General features: G+C 43.4%; 19 protein-coding genes and 1 tRNA gene. 18 read left to right on the top strand and 2 right to left on the bottom strand.

Annotated features, from left to right (window positions below; all coding sequences use genetic code 11):
* Positions 1 to 46: 46 nt before the first annotated feature.
* Together G632_RS18570 and G632_RS0102230 are read left to right on the top strand one after the other, a co-directional pair.
* Positions 47 to 1,534 (top strand): radical SAM protein, encoded by a 1,488-nt coding sequence (locus G632_RS18570; RefSeq protein ID WP_022767405.1) that lies wholly within the window; start codon positions 47 to 49, stop codon positions 1,532 to 1,534.
* Between the two features lie 13 nt (positions 1,535 to 1,547).
* Positions 1,548 to 1,748 carry a DegV family protein gene (locus G632_RS0102230; RefSeq protein ID WP_022767404.1) on the top strand — a complete coding sequence of 67 codons (201 nt, stop codon included), beginning with the start codon at positions 1,548 to 1,550 and terminating at the stop codon, positions 1,746 to 1,748.
* 148 nt (positions 1,749 to 1,896) lie between these two features.
* Here G632_RS0102230 and G632_RS0102225 read toward each other — a convergent pair.
* Positions 1,897 to 1,970: transfer RNA gene (locus tag G632_RS0102225), tRNA-Met, on the bottom strand.
* A 182-nt stretch (positions 1,971 to 2,152) separates the two neighbouring features.
* Here G632_RS0102225 and G632_RS0102220 point away from each other — a divergent pair.
* The 14 genes from G632_RS0102220 (at position 2,153) to sigH (ending at position 15,655) form a co-directional block, all read left to right on the top strand.
* Positions 2,153 to 3,457, top strand: a complete 1,305-nt coding sequence (locus G632_RS0102220; RefSeq protein WP_022767403.1) for an alpha-amylase family glycosyl hydrolase — start codon at positions 2,153 to 2,155, stop codon at positions 3,455 to 3,457.
* A gap of 113 nt (positions 3,458 to 3,570) precedes the next feature.
* Positions 3,571 to 6,015, top strand: a complete 2,445-nt coding sequence (locus G632_RS0102215; RefSeq protein WP_022767402.1) for a hypothetical protein — start codon at positions 3,571 to 3,573, stop codon at positions 6,013 to 6,015.
* Between the two features lie 79 nt (positions 6,016 to 6,094).
* Positions 6,095 to 7,924 (top strand): EAL domain-containing protein, encoded by a 1,830-nt coding sequence (locus tag G632_RS0102210; RefSeq protein ID WP_022767401.1) that lies wholly within the window; start codon positions 6,095 to 6,097, stop codon positions 7,922 to 7,924.
* Positions 7,921 to 8,358, top strand: a complete 438-nt coding sequence (locus G632_RS0102205) for a hypothetical protein (RefSeq protein ID WP_022767400.1) — start codon at positions 7,921 to 7,923, stop codon at positions 8,356 to 8,358. The genes G632_RS0102210 and G632_RS0102205 overlap by 4 nt, the downstream gene beginning before the upstream one ends.
* A gap of 11 nt (positions 8,359 to 8,369) precedes the next feature.
* On the top strand, positions 8,370 to 8,936 hold the full coding sequence (locus G632_RS0102200; RefSeq protein ID WP_022767399.1) for a GNAT family N-acetyltransferase: 567 nt from the start codon (positions 8,370 to 8,372) through the stop codon (positions 8,934 to 8,936).
* A 106-nt stretch (positions 8,937 to 9,042) separates the two neighbouring features.
* Entirely contained in the window at positions 9,043 to 9,561 is a 519-nt protein-coding gene (locus tag G632_RS0102195; protein ID WP_022767398.1) for a CarD family transcriptional regulator, read from the top strand.
* A gap of 62 nt (positions 9,562 to 9,623) precedes the next feature.
* Complete coding sequence (locus G632_RS0102190) at positions 9,624 to 10,796, top strand: alanyl-tRNA editing protein (RefSeq protein WP_035781916.1); 1,173 nt, start codon at positions 9,624 to 9,626, stop codon at positions 10,794 to 10,796.
* Between the two features lie 34 nt (positions 10,797 to 10,830).
* Positions 10,831 to 11,559: an AzlC family ABC transporter permease gene (locus G632_RS0102185; protein ID WP_022767396.1), complete on the top strand. Its 729-nt coding sequence runs from the start codon at positions 10,831 to 10,833 to the stop codon at positions 11,557 to 11,559.
* Positions 11,556 to 11,861, top strand: coding sequence for an AzlD domain-containing protein (locus tag G632_RS0102180; RefSeq protein ID WP_022767395.1), 306 nt, complete (start codon positions 11,556 to 11,558; stop codon positions 11,859 to 11,861). Before G632_RS0102185 ends, G632_RS0102180 begins: the two co-directional genes overlap by 4 nt.
* Positions 11,862 to 11,894: 33 nt before the next feature.
* The gene (gene ispF / locus G632_RS18565) at positions 11,895 to 12,398 is read left to right on the top strand and encodes a 2-C-methyl-D-erythritol 2,4-cyclodiphosphate synthase (protein ID WP_022767394.1); all 504 of its coding nucleotides are present in this window, start codon (positions 11,895 to 11,897) and stop codon (positions 12,396 to 12,398) included.
* Complete coding sequence (cysS, locus tag G632_RS0102170; RefSeq protein ID WP_022767393.1) at positions 12,391 to 13,821, top strand: cysteine--tRNA ligase; 1,431 nt, start codon at positions 12,391 to 12,393, stop codon at positions 13,819 to 13,821. Before ispF ends, cysS begins: the two co-directional genes overlap by 8 nt.
* On the top strand, positions 13,806 to 14,240 hold the full coding sequence (locus tag G632_RS0102165; protein WP_022767392.1) for a Mini-ribonuclease 3: 435 nt from the start codon (positions 13,806 to 13,808) through the stop codon (positions 14,238 to 14,240). Before cysS ends, G632_RS0102165 begins: the two co-directional genes overlap by 16 nt.
* A gap of 20 nt (positions 14,241 to 14,260) precedes the next feature.
* Positions 14,261 to 15,016 carry a 23S rRNA (guanosine(2251)-2'-O)-methyltransferase RlmB gene (gene rlmB, locus G632_RS0102160; RefSeq protein ID WP_022767391.1) on the top strand — a complete coding sequence of 252 codons (756 nt, stop codon included), beginning with the start codon at positions 14,261 to 14,263 and terminating at the stop codon, positions 15,014 to 15,016.
* A 9-nt stretch (positions 15,017 to 15,025) separates the two neighbouring features.
* Positions 15,026 to 15,655, top strand: a complete 630-nt coding sequence (gene sigH, locus G632_RS0102155; protein ID WP_022767390.1) for an RNA polymerase sporulation sigma factor SigH — start codon at positions 15,026 to 15,028, stop codon at positions 15,653 to 15,655.
* On the opposite strand, the gene G632_RS0102150 is transcribed toward sigH, so the two are convergent.
* Complete coding sequence (locus tag G632_RS0102150) at positions 15,652 to 16,803, bottom strand: hypothetical protein (protein WP_022767389.1); 1,152 nt, start codon at positions 16,801 to 16,803, stop codon at positions 15,652 to 15,654. The two genes, sigH and G632_RS0102150, sit on opposite strands and share 4 nt — an antisense overlap.
* A 269-nt stretch (positions 16,804 to 17,072) precedes the next feature.
* Here G632_RS0102150 and rpmE point away from each other — a divergent pair, with 269 nt between their 5' ends.
* Both rpmE and G632_RS18560 read left to right on the top strand, forming a co-directional pair.
* On the top strand, positions 17,073 to 17,279 hold the full coding sequence (gene rpmE, locus G632_RS0102145; protein ID WP_022765874.1) for a 50S ribosomal protein L31: 207 nt from the start codon (positions 17,073 to 17,075) through the stop codon (positions 17,277 to 17,279).
* Positions 17,280 to 17,361: 82 nt separating this feature from the next.
* On the top strand, positions 17,362 to 18,369 hold the full coding sequence (locus G632_RS18560; RefSeq protein WP_022767388.1) for a DUF1385 domain-containing protein: 1,008 nt from the start codon (positions 17,362 to 17,364) through the stop codon (positions 18,367 to 18,369).

Here is an 18,369-nt window from a genome sequence, read left to right as displayed (position 1 = left end):
GTAACATCAAAACGATTGTAACACTTAAAGGGGAGGAATAACAAGTATGGAATTAGTAGAAAACTTATCTCACAAAGCGCAGAGACAGGCATTTAGCCTATTGATCGATAGATTTCTTGCAAATCTCGACAAAGCTGAGAACAGAACAGAAACGTATTTAAAACTCGTAGATCAGGCAGAGAAATTCTGGGGGAAAGACGGAGCAAGAAAGGACAAGCTTGATCAGGTAAGAGCAGCTTTCAAGGACCCTGACAATAGATGGGTCAAGTTTATAAATAAAGTAGTTGATGAGACAGATCCTCACGTTGCCAAGATGACAATGCTCAACCTTGGTTATGAGGCCTTTTTCAGAGGTACCAAGATGATCAGGGCAAACAGGGAAAAGTACGGATGCAATATCCCATGGCTTATTCTCTTTGATCCTACAAGTGCCTGCAACATGCATTGCCAGGGCTGTTGGTCCGGTACTTATGGCCCTAAGCACAACCTGTCTTTTGAAGACATGGATAAGATCGTTACCCAGGGAAAAGAGCTTGGTGTTTACCTATACATGATGACAGGCGGGGAGCCTCTTGTAAGAAAAAAGGATGTACTGCGTCTTGCTGAAAAGCACAATGATGTTGAGTTCTCAATTTTTGACAACTCCACTTTAATTGATGAGGACTTCTGTAAGGAAGTTGTAAGACTTGGAAATATCACGTTCCAGCTTTCTATCGAGGGTACTCCTGAAACAAATGATGCGAGACGTGGAATTGGTCATTATGACGCTGTAATGAAAGCCATGGACCTGTTTAAGAAATACGGAATTGTCTATGGAACTTCCATCTGCTATACAAGAAATAATATCGAGGCAGTAACTGACCCTAAGTTCATCGAGTTCATAGCTGAAAAAGGCGCAAGATTCGGATTCTTTTTCCACTATATGCCAGTAGGAAATAACGCGGTACCAGAGCTTATGCCTACTGTAGAGCAGAGAAGAAAGATGGTAGATCAAATCAGATACCTTAGAAGTGACAAGTGCGATATAGGGTTCTTCCCTATGGATTTCCAGAATGATGGAGAGGCAGTTGGTGGCTGTATCGCTGGCGGAAGAAACTACTTCCACATCAATTCAAGTGGAGATGCAGAGCCCTGCGTATTTATCCACTTCTCCAACACTAATATTCATACTCATTCAATACTTGAGATGCTTCAGAGCCCTCTTTTCATGGAATATCACAAGGGACAGCCTTTCAATAAGAACCATTTAAGACCATGCCCAATGCTTGAAAATCCTGAGCTTCTTCGTGAGATGGTGGCAAGATCCGGAGCCCATGGTACCAATGAAGAATCAGAGGAAAGCGTTGAACACCTCTGCGCAAAGTGTGATAATTATTCAAAAGAGTGGGGACCTGTAGCAGATGATATCTGGGCTCGCCAGAAGCACTATAGAAAAGCATACGAAAACTATGCAAAAGAAAATATAGAAAGCGCCGAGAAGTTGGAATTTCCTGAGACTTTGGAAATCAAGAAAGAAGAGAACAGAGGCGCTTGATTATGTCAAAGATATGGAGGCTGATCTAGAGAATGCCAGACCTGAGCGTGTGTTCATAACTCATTCAGGATGCGACAGGGAAGTTGTTGAAGCTGTAAGAGAGTATCTTAGCGGCCTCGGCATGTTTAAAGAAATCCTTGAAACCCGCGTAGGAAGCGTTGTTTCATCTCATTGTGGTCCAGGAACATTGGGAGTACTGTTTATCTCAAAATGATGGGAACAAAGTAATATTTTTCTTTTTCCAGGAAATATTTCCAAGTGACGCCGGCGGAAGAGATTGCGGGGGTGACGAGCAAGCTGTGATGCAAATTAGCAACGCCAGAAGACACAAAAAAAGGAAGCGATAAACGCTTCCTTTTTAGTAGCGAGAGGGGGACTTGAACCCTCGACACCGCGGGTATGAACCGCGTGCTCTAGCCAGCTGAGCTACCTCGCCATATGTTCGCTCGTCAATCACAAGCGACTAGAATAATATACCTCTTAAGTGGGGGAGTTGTCAACATTAATAATTAAACTTTTTTTAGTTAAGTTCAATAATTCTGATATAATTATATATATGATCAAGCAGCTGCGGAGCCTAGGGCTTCGCAGTTTTGGTAATGATAAGGAGAAAAAGATATGTGGGCTTATGAGACCAGCTTTTACCAGATCTACACTTTAGGATTTTGCGGAGCACCTTTTGAGAATGACGGAAAATTAGAGCACAGGATACTAAAGGTCCTTGACTGGATACCTCATCTTGAAAAGCTCGGAGTAGGTGCAGTTCTTTTTAACCCTGTCTTTGAATCCGACACCCACGGATACAACACAAGGGATTATCGGAAGATTGACACAAGGCTCGGAACCAATGAGGACTTTAAGAAGGTCTGCAAGGTACTTCACAAAAAGGGCATAAAGATTGTGCTCGATGGTGTATTTAACCATGCAGGGCGTGGCTTCTTTGGCTTTCAGGATGTTTTGGAAAAGAGATGGGACTCACCCTACAAGGACTGGTTCCATATCAGTTTTGACGGCAATAACGGCTACAATGACGGCCTTTGGTACGAAGGCTGGGAAGGCAACTTTGATCTTGTAAAGCTCAACCTGCGTAATCCGGCGGTCACAGACTATTTATTGGAGAGCGTAAAATACTGGATAGATGAGTTCGACATAGACGGACTAAGACTGGACGTGGCTTACTGCGTTGAGAGCGATTTCTTAAGGCGCCTTCGATATGAGACCGGCAACTGGAAAGAGGATTTCTTCCTGATGGGAGAGATGATAGGCGGAGATTACAATCGCATCATGGGTGATGATCTGTGCCACAGTGCTACAAATTATGAGTGTTACAAGGGCATGTTTTCATCCTTTAACAGTATGAACATGTTTGAGATAATTCATTCGCTGCTTCGTCAGTTTGGCCCGGAGAACTGGACTCTTTACAAAGGAAAGCACATGTTATCCTTTGTGGATAATCACGATGTATCAAGGATCGCAAGCACTTTAAACAATCCTGCGCACCTTAAGCTCATCTACACCCTTATGTTTGGAATGCCCGGAATCCCAACCATCTACTACGGCAGTGAGTGGGGAGAGAAGGCGGATAAATCCCAGGGTGATCTGGCGCTTCGTCCGTGCTTTGAAAGCCCAAAGTGGACAGAACTTACAGATCACATAGCAGCACTTTGCAAGGGGCAGAAAGGGTCAAAGGCCCTTAACTACGGCGGGTTTAAGTCATTGGTGCTCACCAACAGACAGTGCGTATTTGAAAGAGAAACTGAAGATGACAGAGTTATCGTTGCCATTAATGCTGATGATCAGCCGTTTGTTGCGCATTTTGACGCCAGAGCCGGAAGAGCAACAGACCTTATAACCGGAGAAATGATTGACTTTGGAGGAGGGCTTGAGATCCCCGGCTGCACTTCGTATCTTCTTCAAATTTAACATGAAATCATAATTTACAGTTTACACATGATAAGAATCCATAGTTTCAGAAAAGTGCATTATTGTACAATATTCCTATAGCTGACAACTATTAAACTGCGGGGAATAAAATAATGAAAATATATTTTGACAAGCTTTACAAGGATGACAGAAAAAAGGAACTATGCGGTCTTTGTGTGCCTTTTGAAAAAGGCTTATTAAAAGCGTCTGATGCAGATGCGCTGACAATCTTAGATGGAGACAGACCCCTTCCCGTTCAGGCTGAAGTGACCTCAAAATGGGATGATGGGTCTGTTCGTTTTGTATATCTTTATTTTCTCGCTGATCTTCCGGGAAATGATAAAAAAGAATTCGAACTGGTAACAGACTCCGACGTCAGTCGGGAGTATTCGGAAACGGTTGATATTATTGAAAATCCCGAAGATATAAGCGTTTCAAACGGAGTAATAAAGTTTTGCGTCAAGAACAATTCCGAAAAACTCTTTGAAGAATTTGAATACTCCGATAGGTCTTTTGACAAAGAGCAGTTTGTAGGCCCTTTCGTAACCATATCAGGTGAGAGGTTAAAAACTGTATTTGATAAATGGACAGTTGCCAAGAAAGGCAAGCTCTTCTCAGTTATAGAAGCTAGTGGAAGGTGCCTGACGGCAGATGAAAAGACCTTTTCCGGAGAGGGATTACATTTCGAGATGAGGCTGTCCATAACTGCCGGAAAACCATGGATTGATGCAGGCTTCAGGTTCATAAACTGCACCGATGGAAATATAAAACCGGATGATATTGTATTTGCAATAAAGTCATCTACAGGAGCGGATATTGATCTTTCAAGTCCTGGCATTGGCAATTATATCGTTGATTCCACCGGCTGTGGCGATACAAAGAAAACTTCTGTATCGGGTGATATCGTTACAACAACCGGAATTAAGGAACTTCCCAAATATGACTTCGGAGCAGAAGGCTCCTTGCAGAGTGAAGCTGTAAGGACCATTGCCGGAAAATCCAATTACAGAACCGAGTTTAAGATTTCTACCTCCGCAGCGCAGGTGGAGAATACAATTATTGCTGAAATGCTGGAAAAAGAGGCTAATGAGCATTTCGCAGAAGTTCTCTACGGAACGTTTTTTTCCGACTATACGGATAAGTCAAAGGATGTGGGAGTCTGTGCAACAGTTTTTCAGGCGTTCCAGAATTTCCCTAAGGCTGTTAAGGCTGATAAAAACGGCGTTGTGGTATATATCATTCCGGATCAGAACGAGAATAACAAAGTTTCCAAGGCGGAGCCTGTGATATTTACTTCAGGAATGGCAAGGGAGACGAGATTTCTTTTACACTTCCATGATGCTAAGGAGCCAATATACGAGCTTGATAACAGGAGCCTTATCTACCAGATGCCTGACAGACCTTATATTTCACCTGATGAGTTCGAGAAAGCAGAGGTATTTCCAAAGGTCTTTTTACCAAGGGATAAACAAAACGATGATGTTGAGATAGCCCTTATTGAGAAGGCGGATTCCCATGCAAGGTCCTATGGGATGCTTAATTTCGGCGATGCGCCTGATCCAAACTACACTGCGCAGGGAAGAGGCGATGGAAATCTTGTCTGGACAAACAATGAGTACGACTATCCCCATTCAATGTATATGATGTATGCAAGGACTGGCATTCGAAGATTCCTGGACTATGCCAATGTAGCAGCAGCTCACTGGATGGATGTCGATGTTTGCCATTACAGCTCGGATCCTCTTAGAATGGGCGGACAGTGGGAACACACAAGAAAGCACACCGGAGGCTCGGAAGAAGGCAGGGGCTGCAAGGGAGAGATGGTCTGCAGCCATGAATGGGTTGAGGGACTTCTTGACTTCTATCACTTTACCGGCGATGAGAGGGCGGTAAACACTGCTCTTGGTATTGGCGAGAATGTATTAAGACTTCTGGATACGCCTATGTACCAGGTTCCGGGTGAAGCAAGTGCCAGAGAGACCGGATGGGCCTTGAGAACTTTGACAGCTCTTTTCATCGAGACGGGTGATAAGAAGTGGGTAGATAAATGCGAGTGGATAGTATCCCAATTTGCTGCCTGGAACGACAGATATGGCAAGTGGCTCGCGCCTTATACGGACAACACCACCATAAGAGTGGGATTTATGATTTCCGTTGCCCTTGGCTCTCTAATGCGCTATTACAGGGTGTTCCCGTCTGAAGAATTAAAGAAGATGATGCTGGATGCCATAGATGATCTGACGGAAAACTTTATGACACCCCAGGGGCTTTTCTACTACAAAGAGCTGCCCAGCCTTTCACGAAACGGCACAAACACACTTCTTTTGGAGGCTATGGCCATAGGGTATGAGCTTACGCAGGATAAGAGATATCTTGATTATGGTAAAAAGACCTTTGAAAGAGCTATTGTTGTTTCGCCGGCCTCAGTCGGAGGTAAGAAGATCATAGAGGACGCGGTCATTGTTGGAAGCGGACCAACCAAGAATTTTGCTCAGAGCTTTTTGCCAATAACCGGCTACTACGTGCAACTTGCACTTGCAAATGGAACTGTATTATAATCAATTTATGGAAATGCGTACACCTATTGTTGCAATTTTGGTATTATCCATATTGATCATTGTATACCTGAGGCGGAACATGCCTCGGGTATTTTCTACGCGCGTTTTTTTCATCTTTTTGGTGGTGGCGTACTTAAATGTTCTTGGGGATATCATTCAGAGCGCTGTCTTTGATTATCTTGATAACACCTTTTCTTCGCTGAGAGGCATTTCCCAGATTATCTATGTCGGGACCCTTATAATATGCGCTTTTGTCATGGCACTTTATGTCTATGCCAAAATACTGCATGGTAAAAAGGCATCACCCATCGTTATCGGACTGATCGCAGCTCCGGGAGTCATAGGACTTATTTCGCTTTTATTTGGCAGAGTTAATTATACCGTCACCGAATCCGGGCAATATTACAACGTTGGATTTGTTGTACTCCTTTGTTATTTCATAGGATTTCTTTATATATTCGGAACCATGCTCCTGTCGATCACATTCAGGGACAGGCTCAGGAAAGACGATGCATTGGCTATTACCGCAGGCCTTTTGGCATGGGCGATGCTTGCATTCTTCCAGTTCAAGTTCCATGGATATCAGGTATCATCCATAGCTATAATGCTGATGGCTCTGATACTGTTTCTATCAAGCGAAAACCCGAGAGAGTACTATGAAAAGGATATTCCCGGTGTAAAGAATGAAGATGCTTTTGATCTGGTCATTACAGAGAGATTTGGACTTAGCAAGAGCTTTTTTATAGTATCGGTCATATTTACAGGAAAGACTATGATCCTTAACGGAGAAGACAGAAAGAAACTCTACTCTCTTCAGGGAGAAATAGCCAAGATGGCTGAGGAAGCTACAAAAGAGAGCTCGTACTTATCAAGCTGGAATACTCTCTCTTACATTATTGAGAATCCGGAAAGCGTAGAGAAATTGATGTCACTGATAAACAACTACAAGGATGACAGTGGCAACTATAAACTGACATACGCAGTGCTTGAAGTCCCTAAACACACAAAAAAGGCTGATGAATCGCTACAGATCCTGCGCTACGTATCAGGCGAATACATATATACTCACTATTCACCGAATCTGGTAATCGATAATAAGATCATCGACAAGATGGTTTACAGGAATACCATCGAAGATGTTGTCAGAGCAGCAGTTAAGGATAAGGCCTTTGAAGTCTACTATCAGCCGATCCTGAGTGTTAAGGAAGGCAAATTTATCTCGACAGAAGCGCTTGTAAGACTTAAAAGAGCTGACAGCGAAAACTACATATCTCCCGAGGATTTCATTCCCATTGCCGAGAAATGCGGACTGATACAGGAAATTGATGATCTGGTATTTGAGAAGGTATGTTCATTTATCGCAAAGGAAAACCTGTCAAGCTACGGAATCAGGAAGGTTGAGGTCAATCTCTCCGGAAATGAAGTGGTTGACAGAAAGACCTATGCAAGGCTTATCGGTAAGATGGAAAAATACCATATACCTGCAAAGATGATAAACTTCGAGATCACTGAAACCGCCTATATCAACAATGATGATGCATTCAAGCATAATGTTCAAAAGCTTAAAGAACTGGGAAGTACATTCTCCATGGACGACTTTGGTTCAGGCTATTCCAATCTTTTGGAGCTTCTGAAAATGGATTACGTCATGGTCAAGATGGACAAAGAGTTTATCTGGAATTGTATGGACCTTGATAAGCCTGAGAATATGAGGATGCTTGAATACTCCATAAATTTCTTGAAGGACTATGGACTCCACGTTCTTGCCGAGGGTGTAGAAACCATAGATCAGGCTAAAACTTTAATAGAAAAAGGTGTAGAATATTTACAGGGATTCTACTATTCGAGACCTTTACCCGAAAATGAGTACATTGAGTTTCTGAAGGCACAGAAAGGAGACAGGCTATGAACGAAGCCCTATACGATGCAGTTTTTTGTTACGGTGAAAACAAGGTTGACCCATTTGCCAAATGCTATGTGGATTTTGACAGGATCATATCGGATATGAAGCTGGTCGGATATGAGCTGAATTCATTTAACATTGTTCATCAGATCATGCTTGAACAGCTTGATGACCTTATCAGGACCAAGGGTAAGGCAATCGAGGAGTCCATGGATCTTGATAACAGAGATGCCTACTGCAGGGAGAAATTCGGGCTTTCCTTCAAGGATATCGACGCCCTTGATCCCACAAACGATATAGAATGGGACATCAAGAGCGGACAGGTTATCTTTTATCTTAAGCCTGAGGCAAAACACAAAGAAGAGGCGTACTTCATATTCTTTAAGAAAAAACTCGACCAGTTTATGAACAGGACAGGCTTTAATTATTTGAGTCTGTAACAGGGATAGTTATGGTACTGGAAACAAAGCGTTTGATACTTAGAGGCTGGAGAGATGAAGATGCTCCCAGCCTCTTTAATTATGCAAAAGATGACAGGGTAGGTCCTGTTGCCGGTTGGCTTCCCCATAAGGATGAGGCCTATTCAAGGGCTGTGATTAGGACTATTCTCTCAGGGGATGAGACCTATGCCATCTGCCTTAAAGAGAGGAACAACGAGCCCATTGGCAGTATTGGACTGACTTTAGTGGGAAGTCCCGAAAGACCCCTGGAGGAAGGGGCGGCTGAGCTTGGATACTGGGTCGGAGTTCCCTTCTGGGGCATGGGAATAGCTCCTGAGGCTGCTGAAATACTTATAAAAAGAGGCTTTGCAGACCTTGGACTTGATCGGATCTACGCAGGGTATTTTATTGGCAACAACAGGTCAAAAAGAGTTCAGGAAAAATGCGGTTTTATATACCACCATACCAATGCAAAGTCCCGTGTCATCATGCTTGGCGAGACCCGTGTTGAGTGTATCAATTGTCTGACAAGGGATAGCTGGGAATCAGGTTATAAGTCACAAAAAAAACATAATTAATTCAGATTTAAATATTACAAAAAACGTAATATTGTGCTATAATTTACGTACTGGCGGCGTGAAAACGCTTACAGTATGCGGTCTGAAAAAAACAAGGAGGAACACGATGTTAAATATTGGAGAGTGCGTTATTTATGGCAGCCATGGTTTATGCAGCGTACGTGATATTCTTGTTCCGTCTTTCCTTGAGAGAGGGAAGGAGAAGGAGTATTACCAGATGGTTTCAGCGGTAGATGCGGGAAGTGTGCTGTATGTTCCTGTCGAAGGTGCTGAGAGCAAGATCCGTGATGTGATAAGCGCAGATGGTGCAGAAGAGCTCATTGATGAGATTGAATATGCTCCTGAAATTGAGCTTCCTGAAGGTAAAAAGGCTGAGCCGGTTATTTCCGAAGTTATTAAACGCAACATGGTAGATGAGATGATGAGTCTTGTTAAGACCCTTCACAAGATCAAAGCCATTCGACTTTCAGAAGGCAAGAAATTTGCTTCACTTAACGAGAGATACTTAAGCATTGCTGAAAAACTTTTGTATACGGAATTAGCGTTCTCACTTAAAGTTGAGAAGGATGACATAAAGAAAAGAGTTTTTGAAGAGCTTTCACAGTTACCGCTTGAGACTGCATAATGCAGTCTCTTTTTTTTGCATGTTTATGGGCAAGGCAGGGCAAATGTGTTACAATGTGTTCTATGGTTAAAACAGAGGAACTTTATTATCAGGATGCATATTTGAAGGAGTTTGAAGGGAAGGTCTTATCCTGTGAAAAAGGAAAGGGCGATTCCTTTTTAGTGGTGCTTGACAGAACTGCCTTCTTCCCTGAGCAGGGAGGACAGAGCTCTGACATCGGGTCTATTTCTGATGCCGTAGTTACTCACGTCAGTATTACAGACGGGATAATAACTCATGTCACAGACAGGGAGCTGCCTGTGGGAGAGTGCGTAAAGGGAATTATTGACTTTGACCACAGATTCAGCAATATGCAGCAGCACACAGGAGAGCATATCTTCTCCGGAATCGTTAATTCAAAATACGGCTATGACAACGTTGGCTTTCATCTTAGTGACTCAGAGGTCACCATGGACTACAACGGAGTCCTTACCGATGAGGATATCCATGATGTTGAGTTTTTGGTAAACAGGGCAATCTGGGAGAACGTGGAAGTTAAGTGCGAATTCCCGGCAAAAGAGATCCTGGATGGCCTTCAGTACAGAAGTAAGAAGGAACTTACCGGCGATGTGAGAATTGTCACTGTGGTTGGATACGATACCTGCGCCTGCTGTGCACCTCACGTTGCAAGAACAGGAGAAATCGGACTTTTAAAGGTTGTCAGCTGTCAGAATTACAAAGGCGGAGTTCGTGTAAGCATTCTTTGCGGGAAAAGAGCTCTTGAATACATAAATGATCAGCTTCAGGTTGTAGGGCAGCTCACAGGTCTTTTAACAACCGGTTATGATCGTATTGTGTCTTCAGTAAAAAAGCTATCGGATGAAAACTACGCTTTGAAGGGCAAACTCTCAGATTGCAGAGAAAAGCTCATAGGTTATGAACTTGACAGCATAGATAAAAACAAAGAAAATGTCTTTTTAAAGAAAGAGGCAGGGCTTGACGGAAACCTTATGAGAAAGGTTGCCAATGCGCTGATCGAAACTCGCAGCGGTTATTGCGGAGTATTCTCCGGAGATGACAATGCGGGTTATAAATACATAATCGCTACAAAGGGTGAAGGAAAGGATCTAAAAGCCCTTCAGAACATGCTAAGAGAAGAGTTCGGTGCCAAGGGCGGTGGAAGCAGCGCTATGGTTCAAGGCAGCATGGGCTCTGTAAATGTAGCGGATGTTATTAAAAAATGTGAGTCATTCTGAAGGCTTATCGTCAGGGTGAATCAGGGGAATGAGTATGAAAGTTGGGACTTTTAAGGACTTCAAGGAAGGATGCAGAGATGCTTTGCCAATCTGTCTCGGATATATGGCTGTGTCTTTTGCCTTCGGAATTGAAGCTTCAAAAATAGGAATGAGTGTATTTCAGGCCGCTATGACGTCACTTCTTAATGTGACCAGTGCCGGTCAGTTCTCCGCACTGGAGATCATAGCCAGAAACGGAAGCTTTATAGAGCTGGCAATTCTGCAGTTTATCATCAATCTCAGATATATGCTTATGAGCTGTGCTCTTTCACAGAAGCTCGATCCCGAGCTGGGAACGGGTCACAGAATGGGAATCTCCTATGGTGTGACCGATGAGATATTTGGTGTGAGTGTTCTTAGAAAAGGAAGACTATATCCTGCGTATTCCTATGGACTTATAGTTACATCAGTATTTGGCTGGGTTCTTGGAACATCACTTGGAGCTTTTTCCGGGCAGATCATGCCGGAGAGGCTTATAAGCTGTCTCGGACTTGCCATATACGGTATGTTTATTGCGATAATCATTCCTGATACCAGAACCAGCAAGGCTGTTATGGCTGTTGTTCTTTCAGCTATGGCGCTCAGCACGGTATTTACTTATGCGCCTGTCCTTGGAACAGCCATTTCATCAGGCTTCAGGATCATTATAATAACAGTTGTTGTTGCTGCAGCTGCTGCATTTCTTGCACCTGTTTCGGATGAGAACGGAGGTGATAAGGAATGAGCAGAGTATATCTTTATATCATACTAATGGCTGTAGTTACTTATCTGATAAGAGCACTTCCTCTTACCCTTATCAGAAAAGAAATAAAGAGCAGGTTCATAAAGTCATTTCTGTACTATGTTCCCTATGCTACACTGGCAGCAATGACGTTCCCGGCAATTCTTAGTGCAACTGATTATGTTATTTCATCTGTTATCGGATTTGTCGTGGCACTTGTTCTTGCCTTCAATAAAAAGAGCCTTCTTACCGTTGCGGCATTTTCCTGTGCAGCGGCCTTTATAGTAGAGCTTTTTTTGCACTGATAATTGATTTTTTATAATGAAAGGGATATTGCTATGCGAGTTGGAATGGGATACGATGTTCATAAGCTTGTAGAAGGAAGAGATCTAATAATTGGCGGAGTTAAGATTCCCTATGAGAAGGGGCTTCTGGGACACTCTGATGCAGACGTTCTTCTTCATGCTATAATGGATGCACTTCTTGGAGCAGCAGCTCTTGGAGATATCGGGAAACACTTCCCGGATACTGATCCTAAATACAAGGGAGCTGATTCTTTGGATCTTCTAAAAGAGGTTTACAAGCTCCTTGATAAAAATGACTATGTAGTAGAGAACATCGATGCCACAATAATAGCTCAGGCACCCAAGATGAGACCACACATAGATGAGATGAGAATTAATATAGCACATGCTCTTCGAATTGAGATGTCACAGGTTAACGTCAAGGCGACAACTGAAGAGGGGCTTGGCTTTACAGGAACCGGAGAAGGAATTTCATCTCAGGCGATATGTCTTTTAACAAATAAAATCTATACCTGCAAGGAGCACAGCAATGAGTAACGATTTCAGATTTTACAATTCACTCACAAGAAAAGTGGACGAGTTCGTTCCAAATGAAGAAGGAAAGGTGTCAATGTACACCTGTGGACCTACCGTTTACCACTATGCACATATCGGAAATATCAGAACCTATATCATGCAGGATGTTTTGGTCAAGGCACTGGAATACGCAGGATATGATGTTAAGCGTGTCATGAACATCACCGATGTAGGACATCTTTCATCCGATGCAGATACCGGAGAGGACAAGATGCTCGCAGGTGCCAAGAGAGAGCACAAGAGCGTAATGGAGATTGCCAAGTTCTATACAGATGCATTCTTCAAGGATTTTGATGCGGTTGGAAATAAGAAACCTGATGTTATTGAACCTGCTACAAACTGCATTCCCGAGTTTATTCACATGGTTGAAGTTCTTCTTGAGAAGGGTTATGCATATCAGGCAGGCGGAAATATCTACTTCGATACCAGTAAGCTCGATGATTACTACGTTTTCTCATCAGCAATCGAGAAGGAAGCACTTCAGATCGGTGTAAGAGACGATGTAGAAGAGGATTCAAACAAGAAGAACAAGACTGACTTTGTTCTGTGGTTTACCAAGTCCAAGTTTGAAGATCAGGCCCTTAAGTGGGAGAGCCCATGGGGCGTTGGATATCCCGGATGGCACATCGAGTGCTCATGCATTTCCATGAAGCACCTGGGTGAGAGACTTGATATTCACTGCGGTGGTGTTGATAACATGTTCCCTCACCACACAAATGAGATTGCCCAGTCTGAGAGCTATTTGGGACACAAGTGGTGCAACTACTGGTTCCACAGCAATCACTTAAATGACAGAGCCGGCAAGATGAGTAAGTCCAAGGGAGCTGTTCTTACAGTTTCAGTTCTTAAGGAAAAAGGCTATGATCCGCTGGTTTACAGATTCTTCTGCCTCCAGTCTCACTATCGTAAGCCTCTTGAGTTCTCATTTGATGTTCTTGACAGCAATGTTGGAACTTACAACAAGCTCGTCAAGAGAGTTTCTGAGCTTAAGGCTGACGGCGCAGTTGATGAGAATGTTAAGAAGGAGTTTGAGGATAAGTTCAGGGAGGCTATTTCAGACGATCTGAATACTTCAATGGCTATCACGATCCTCTATGATGCTCTTAAGGCAGATACAAACGATGCTACTAAGCTTGCTCTTGTTGAGAGCTTTGACAAGGTTCTTTCTCTTGATCTTATCGGACATGCAAAGAGCCTTTTGGAAAACGCAGGCCCGGATGTAGATCCTGAGCTTCTTGAGTACATCAACGAGCAGATACAGAAGAGAGCAGAAGCCAAGAAGGCCAAGGACTTTGCAACTGCTGATGCCATAAGAAATGAGCTTTTGGAAAGAGGCGTTGAGATCAAGGATACCCGTGAGGGAGTTAAATGGCAGCTGGTTTAAATGATTATATAAACGAGAAATTCGATATCACCTCCAAGGACATAAGGACATATTCGCCCTTAACTCTGGCGTATATCGGTGATGCGGTCTATGACCTGATAGTAAGGTCAGTTCTTGTAAACAGGGGCAATACTGCGGTCAACAATCTCCATAAAAGAGCAAGTGCTATTGTAAAAGCACCCGCCCAGGCAGCGATTGCAGCTTCCATTATGGATGATCTTACCGATGAGGAAAAAGACATCTACAGAAGAGGCAGGAATTCCAAGCCCCACACAAAAGCCAAGAACGCATCTACAATAGAGTACCTTGAGGCTACAGGACTTGAGGCGGTTGTCGGCTTCTTATATCTTAAAGGCGACATGGACAGAGCTCTAAACCTTATAAGGCTTGGGCTTGAGCGTAATAACCTGGAGCTGTGATCAATATTTGAGGAATTTAAATGGAAAAAGAAATACTGACTCCCAACGAGGAGAAAATCGAGGGCAGAAATGCCGTAATAGAGGCCTATAGATCAGGAAAGACCATAGACAAGATCTATATTCTTGACGGATGCCAGGACGGACCGGTATCCACCATCAGAAGAGAAGCCAAGAAACAGGGCTCACTAATAAAGTTTGTCAGCAGGGAGAGGCTTGACCAGATATCCGAAACCGGCAAGCATCAGGGCGTAATAGCTATAGCTGCAGCTTATAAGTACTCTGAGATGGAGGATATTTTCGAGCTTGCAGAGGCAAGAAACGAAGATCCATTTGTATTTGTCCTGGATGGAATTGAGGATCCTCATAATCTCGGAGCTATCATCAGAACAGCCAATCTCTCCGGTGCACACGGAGTTATCATTCCCAAGAACAGGGCAGTAGGTCTTACAGCTACAGTTGCCAAGGCCTCAGCAGGAGCATTAAACTACACTCCCGTTGTTAAGGTCACCAACATAGCTCAGACCATCGAAGACCTTAAAAAACGTGGCCTTTGGTTTGCCTGTGCCGATATGGACGGTACCACCATGTATAAGCTCAATTTAAAGGGTGCCATCGGACTTGTTATCGGCAATGAAGGCAGCGGAGTATCAAGACTTGTAAAAGAGAAGTGCGACATGATCGCATCTATCCCCATGAAGGGTGATATAGATTCACTTAACGCATCTGTTGCAGCAGGTGTACTTGCTTTTGAGGTTGTAAGACAAAGACTTTCGTGAGGTCATCAGATGAGCAAGGGAAAGTACAGCGATATTGATGATGAGCAGCTTATCGTCCGCATACATGACGGAGGTCAGGACGATATAACCGATTACATCATGAACAAATATAAGAACCTGGTCCGTAAAAAGGCTGCTTCCATGTACATCCTTGGCGCAGATAAGGACGATCTTATCCAGGAAGGTATGATAGGTCTTTTCAAGGCGGTCAGGGATTATGACTGCGGAAGAGATGCAAGCTTTGCCACTTTTGCAGAGCTCTGTATTTCAAGGCAGATGTATTCTGCCATCAAATCCCTTTCCAGGAAAAAACATGCTCCCCTTAACAGCTACATATCGATTTATGCCAGCAGAGAGGATGCAGAGCAGGGAAGCGAATCCATATTGGAGGAAGTACTGGAATCCGATGCAAACCTTATTCCGGAGCAGTACGTAATCGACCAGGAGAATCTTCAGGATCTTGAGGGTGAGATAGACAGAGAACTCAGCGACTTGGAGCGCCAGGTTTTGGACCTCTACGTTACAGGCATGAGTGTAAAAGAAATCTCTGCAGTGCTCGGCAGGGATGAGAAGTCCACTGACAACGCAATGCAGAGAATTCGTAATAAACTAAAGAAATATCTTAAAAAGAAGGGTTAAGCAAAGGCATCAAAGCTCATTGATCCGCCACCTGAGCCGTAGGCTGAGGGAACCGATACGGTTATCGGCGTAGGAGAGCTTGATATGGCTGCAGCTCCGCCAAAGGCAGGAGCAGAGGTTGCAGCTCCGGATAGTCCGGTACCGGCGATGCCCTTTTTTTCGTATTTATCCATGATTGCCTTAAGATAATCACCGTCAGCTTTGGCGATATCTTTCATTTCCTTGGTGCGATGCTTTAATTTCAGCATCTTGAGGTCGTCTTCCGACATGTTTGGATCGGGAGCTGCCATGGTATTTGCCAGTTCATCCAGATCCAAAACCTCATCCATTTCTTCCATGGCATCCTGAACCATCTTCATCATTTCAGAGGTCATTTCCTCCATGGAATCCTTATTGTTTTCCATTACTTCCGCAATGGCGAGCTCCATCTCTTCTGAGAGCTCTTCCATTCTAGCAGCCGCCTCTTCCTGCATATCGGACATCATAAGCTGCATTTCTTCGGCATAATCCTGCTCGGTGTATGCCTGATCCTCAGGGATTTCTTCCTCTATAGGCTCTTCCTCAAGATCTTTTTCCTCTTCGCGTTCTTCTTCCTTTTCCTCAAGAGCTGCCATGGCGCCGTTCTGACCGCGCTCGATCATCTCTTCCTGCTGAAGGTGTGCGACTTTCTTTTTGGCTATTCTCTCCATGGATTTGGCGTGCTCGATGGAAATCTGAAGCTCTTCTTCGTCATATTCACCGCTGTTTCGCAGCCTTTTTAGGCGCTGAACTTCGCGTCTTGCTGCAGATGCTGCTTTCCTTGCACTTACGGAAGTTTTGCTTGTTACGATCTGGGAGGATATCTTTTTATAGCTGTACTGGAGCTTTTTCTTTTCCAGATTGGTTTCCTTGGCTTTGGCTCTTGATGCCCTTAAGGAATCAGCGTAGCTCTGACTCTGGCCTATTATTGAATTGTCTTTCTTTTGCTGGGTACGCTGCTGATATTCAAGTGATCTGACAGAAGTGGAAGAGCCTGAAGATTTATTTGAAGCGGGCTTATTATTTTGCGCACCAAAACCACGAGCCTGACCTGCCCAGGCATCTGCCTGCGTCTGGCCCCTGTCTCTGATGGAAGTGTATATTTGATTGGCGTTTATGCTAATACTCATACGCATCCTCCTTGATGCACGTGGCTGAAAATCCTTTTCAGAGTTGCATAACCTTCCATATCATTTATCGTCATATATTATTAGAATCTTTAGTCTTTTTTCAAAAAAGCAAGTAAATAAAAAATCCTTGCCATATACTCATTAGTGTGCTATATTTATATAGCTGTTGTAAAACAGTAAACGTGAACACATTGATGTCAGGTGCTTTAAGCGCTGACAACGTCTGTCGGAAACAGATGAAGTATTCAGATATAGTGAGGTGATAAGAAATGAGACAGGACATCCAGCCAGAATTCCATCAGGCAACAGTTACTTGCAACTGCGGTAACACATTTACAGTAGGATCAACAAAGAGCGAAATCCACGTAGAAATTTGCTCAAAGTGCCATCCTTTCTACACAGGAACTCAGAAGGCTACTGCTGCTCGTGGACGTATTGATAAGTTCAACAAGAAATACGGCATGGACAACAAGTAATATACAATTTGAGATCAAGAAACAAGTGAGGCCCAGGCATTTACGCCTTGGCCTCTTTTTCTTTAACAGGCGGTAAACTAAGATGAAGAGACGTAAGAGAAAGATTAGACACTATTCGGGAATAGGCGGACAGGCTGTTCTTGAAGGTGTAATGATGAAAAATAAGGATATGTACGCTGTTGCTGTCAGAAAGCCAAACGGTGAGATAGTGGTTGAGCATGATGAGTACCACGGCGTTGGATACGGCAGCAAGCTCCTTAGCATTCCTTTCGTAAGAGGAATCTTTGTATTTATTGATTCCCTTATCCTTGGACTTAAATCCCTTAATTACTCATCTTCATTCTATGAAGAGACCAATGAGAAGCCTACCAAGCTCGACGAGGAGATCGATAAGGTATCAAGCGGACATGAGGATACGTTCCTTATGGTATTTACAACGCTTTTATCATTTGCGTTCGCTATCGCGCTGTTTATGATCCTTCCTTATGCGATTTCAGAGATTATCTCTAAGTATGCGAGAAATGATTCTTTAGTAGCAATCGTTGAGGGCGTTCTCAGGATCTTTATCTTTGTACTTTATATCCTTATAATATCGAGGATCAGAGATATAAAGAGACTTTTCATGTACCACGGAGCAGAGCATAAGTGCATCAACTGTATCGAAAAGGGCAGACCTCTTACAGTGAGCAATGTAAGAAAGAGTTCAAGACTTCACAAGAGATGCGGAAGCAGCTTCATGCTGTTTGTTATGCTTATCAGTATCATCCTGTTCTTCTTTATCAGGGTTGATTCCTATGTTTGGCGCGTGGTAATAAGGATACTTCTGATCCCGGTTATTTCCGGAATATCCTATGAGATCATAAGACTTGCCGGAAGAACAAACTTCTTCCTGGTTAAAATGATCTCTGCTCCGGGACTCTGGCTTCAGAGACTTACAACCAAGGAGCCTGATGATGACATGATAGAAGTTGCCATCAAGTCTGTTGAGGCAGTATTTGACTGGAAGGAATTCCTTTCTGATTCCTTTGGATACGAGATTGATGAGAGCTGGATTGCTGATGATGATAAGGCAGATCAGGCAGCTGAGTAA

Origin of the sequence: Butyrivibrio sp. NC2007, from assembly GCF_000421405.1 — a bacterium.
Lineage (GTDB): Bacteria > Bacillota > Clostridia > Lachnospirales > Lachnospiraceae > Butyrivibrio.
The sequence above is the reverse complement of the archived record's forward strand: the minus strand, read 5'-3'. Positions and strand labels throughout refer to the sequence as shown.

Excerpts from the sequence above, each read along its gene's own strand:
- G632_RS0102200 (WP_022767399.1), top strand. The coding sequence starts at position 8,370 with ATGGTACTGGAAACAAAGCGTTTGATACTTAGAGGCTGGAGAGATGAA.
- G632_RS0102205 (WP_022767400.1), top strand. The coding sequence starts at position 7,921 with ATGAACGAAGCCCTATACGATGCAGTTTTTTGTTACGGTGAAAACAAG.
- rpmE (WP_022765874.1), top strand. The coding sequence starts at position 17,073 with ATGAGACAGGACATCCAGCCAGAATTCCATCAGGCAACAGTTACTTGC.
- G632_RS0102220 (WP_022767403.1), top strand. The coding sequence starts at position 2,153 with ATGTGGGCTTATGAGACCAGCTTTTACCAGATCTACACTTTAGGATTT.
- G632_RS0102230 (WP_022767404.1), top strand. The coding sequence starts at position 1,548 with ATGGAGGCTGATCTAGAGAATGCCAGACCTGAGCGTGTGTTCATAACT.
- ispF (WP_022767394.1), top strand. The coding sequence starts at position 11,895 with ATGCGAGTTGGAATGGGATACGATGTTCATAAGCTTGTAGAAGGAAGA.
- G632_RS18570 (WP_022767405.1), top strand. The coding sequence starts at position 47 with ATGGAATTAGTAGAAAACTTATCTCACAAAGCGCAGAGACAGGCATTT.
- sigH (WP_022767390.1), top strand. The coding sequence starts at position 15,026 with ATGAGCAAGGGAAAGTACAGCGATATTGATGATGAGCAGCTTATCGTC.
- G632_RS0102165 (WP_022767392.1), top strand. The coding sequence starts at position 13,806 with ATGGCAGCTGGTTTAAATGATTATATAAACGAGAAATTCGATATCACC.
- G632_RS0102210 (WP_022767401.1), top strand. The coding sequence starts at position 6,095 with ATGCCTCGGGTATTTTCTACGCGCGTTTTTTTCATCTTTTTGGTGGTG.
- rlmB (WP_022767391.1), top strand. The coding sequence starts at position 14,261 with ATGGAAAAAGAAATACTGACTCCCAACGAGGAGAAAATCGAGGGCAGA.
- G632_RS0102195 (WP_022767398.1), top strand. The coding sequence starts at position 9,043 with ATGTTAAATATTGGAGAGTGCGTTATTTATGGCAGCCATGGTTTATGC.
- G632_RS0102180 (WP_022767395.1), top strand. The coding sequence starts at position 11,556 with ATGAGCAGAGTATATCTTTATATCATACTAATGGCTGTAGTTACTTAT.
- G632_RS0102185 (WP_022767396.1), top strand. The coding sequence starts at position 10,831 with ATGAAAGTTGGGACTTTTAAGGACTTCAAGGAAGGATGCAGAGATGCT.
- G632_RS0102150 (WP_022767389.1), bottom strand. The coding sequence starts at position 16,803 with ATGAGTATTAGCATAAACGCCAATCAAATATACACTTCCATCAGAGAC.
- cysS (WP_022767393.1), top strand. The coding sequence starts at position 12,391 with ATGAGTAACGATTTCAGATTTTACAATTCACTCACAAGAAAAGTGGAC.
- G632_RS18560 (WP_022767388.1), top strand. The coding sequence starts at position 17,362 with ATGAAGAGACGTAAGAGAAAGATTAGACACTATTCGGGAATAGGCGGA.
- G632_RS0102190 (WP_035781916.1), top strand. The coding sequence starts at position 9,624 with ATGGTTAAAACAGAGGAACTTTATTATCAGGATGCATATTTGAAGGAG.
- G632_RS0102215 (WP_022767402.1), top strand. The coding sequence starts at position 3,571 with ATGAAAATATATTTTGACAAGCTTTACAAGGATGACAGAAAAAAGGAA.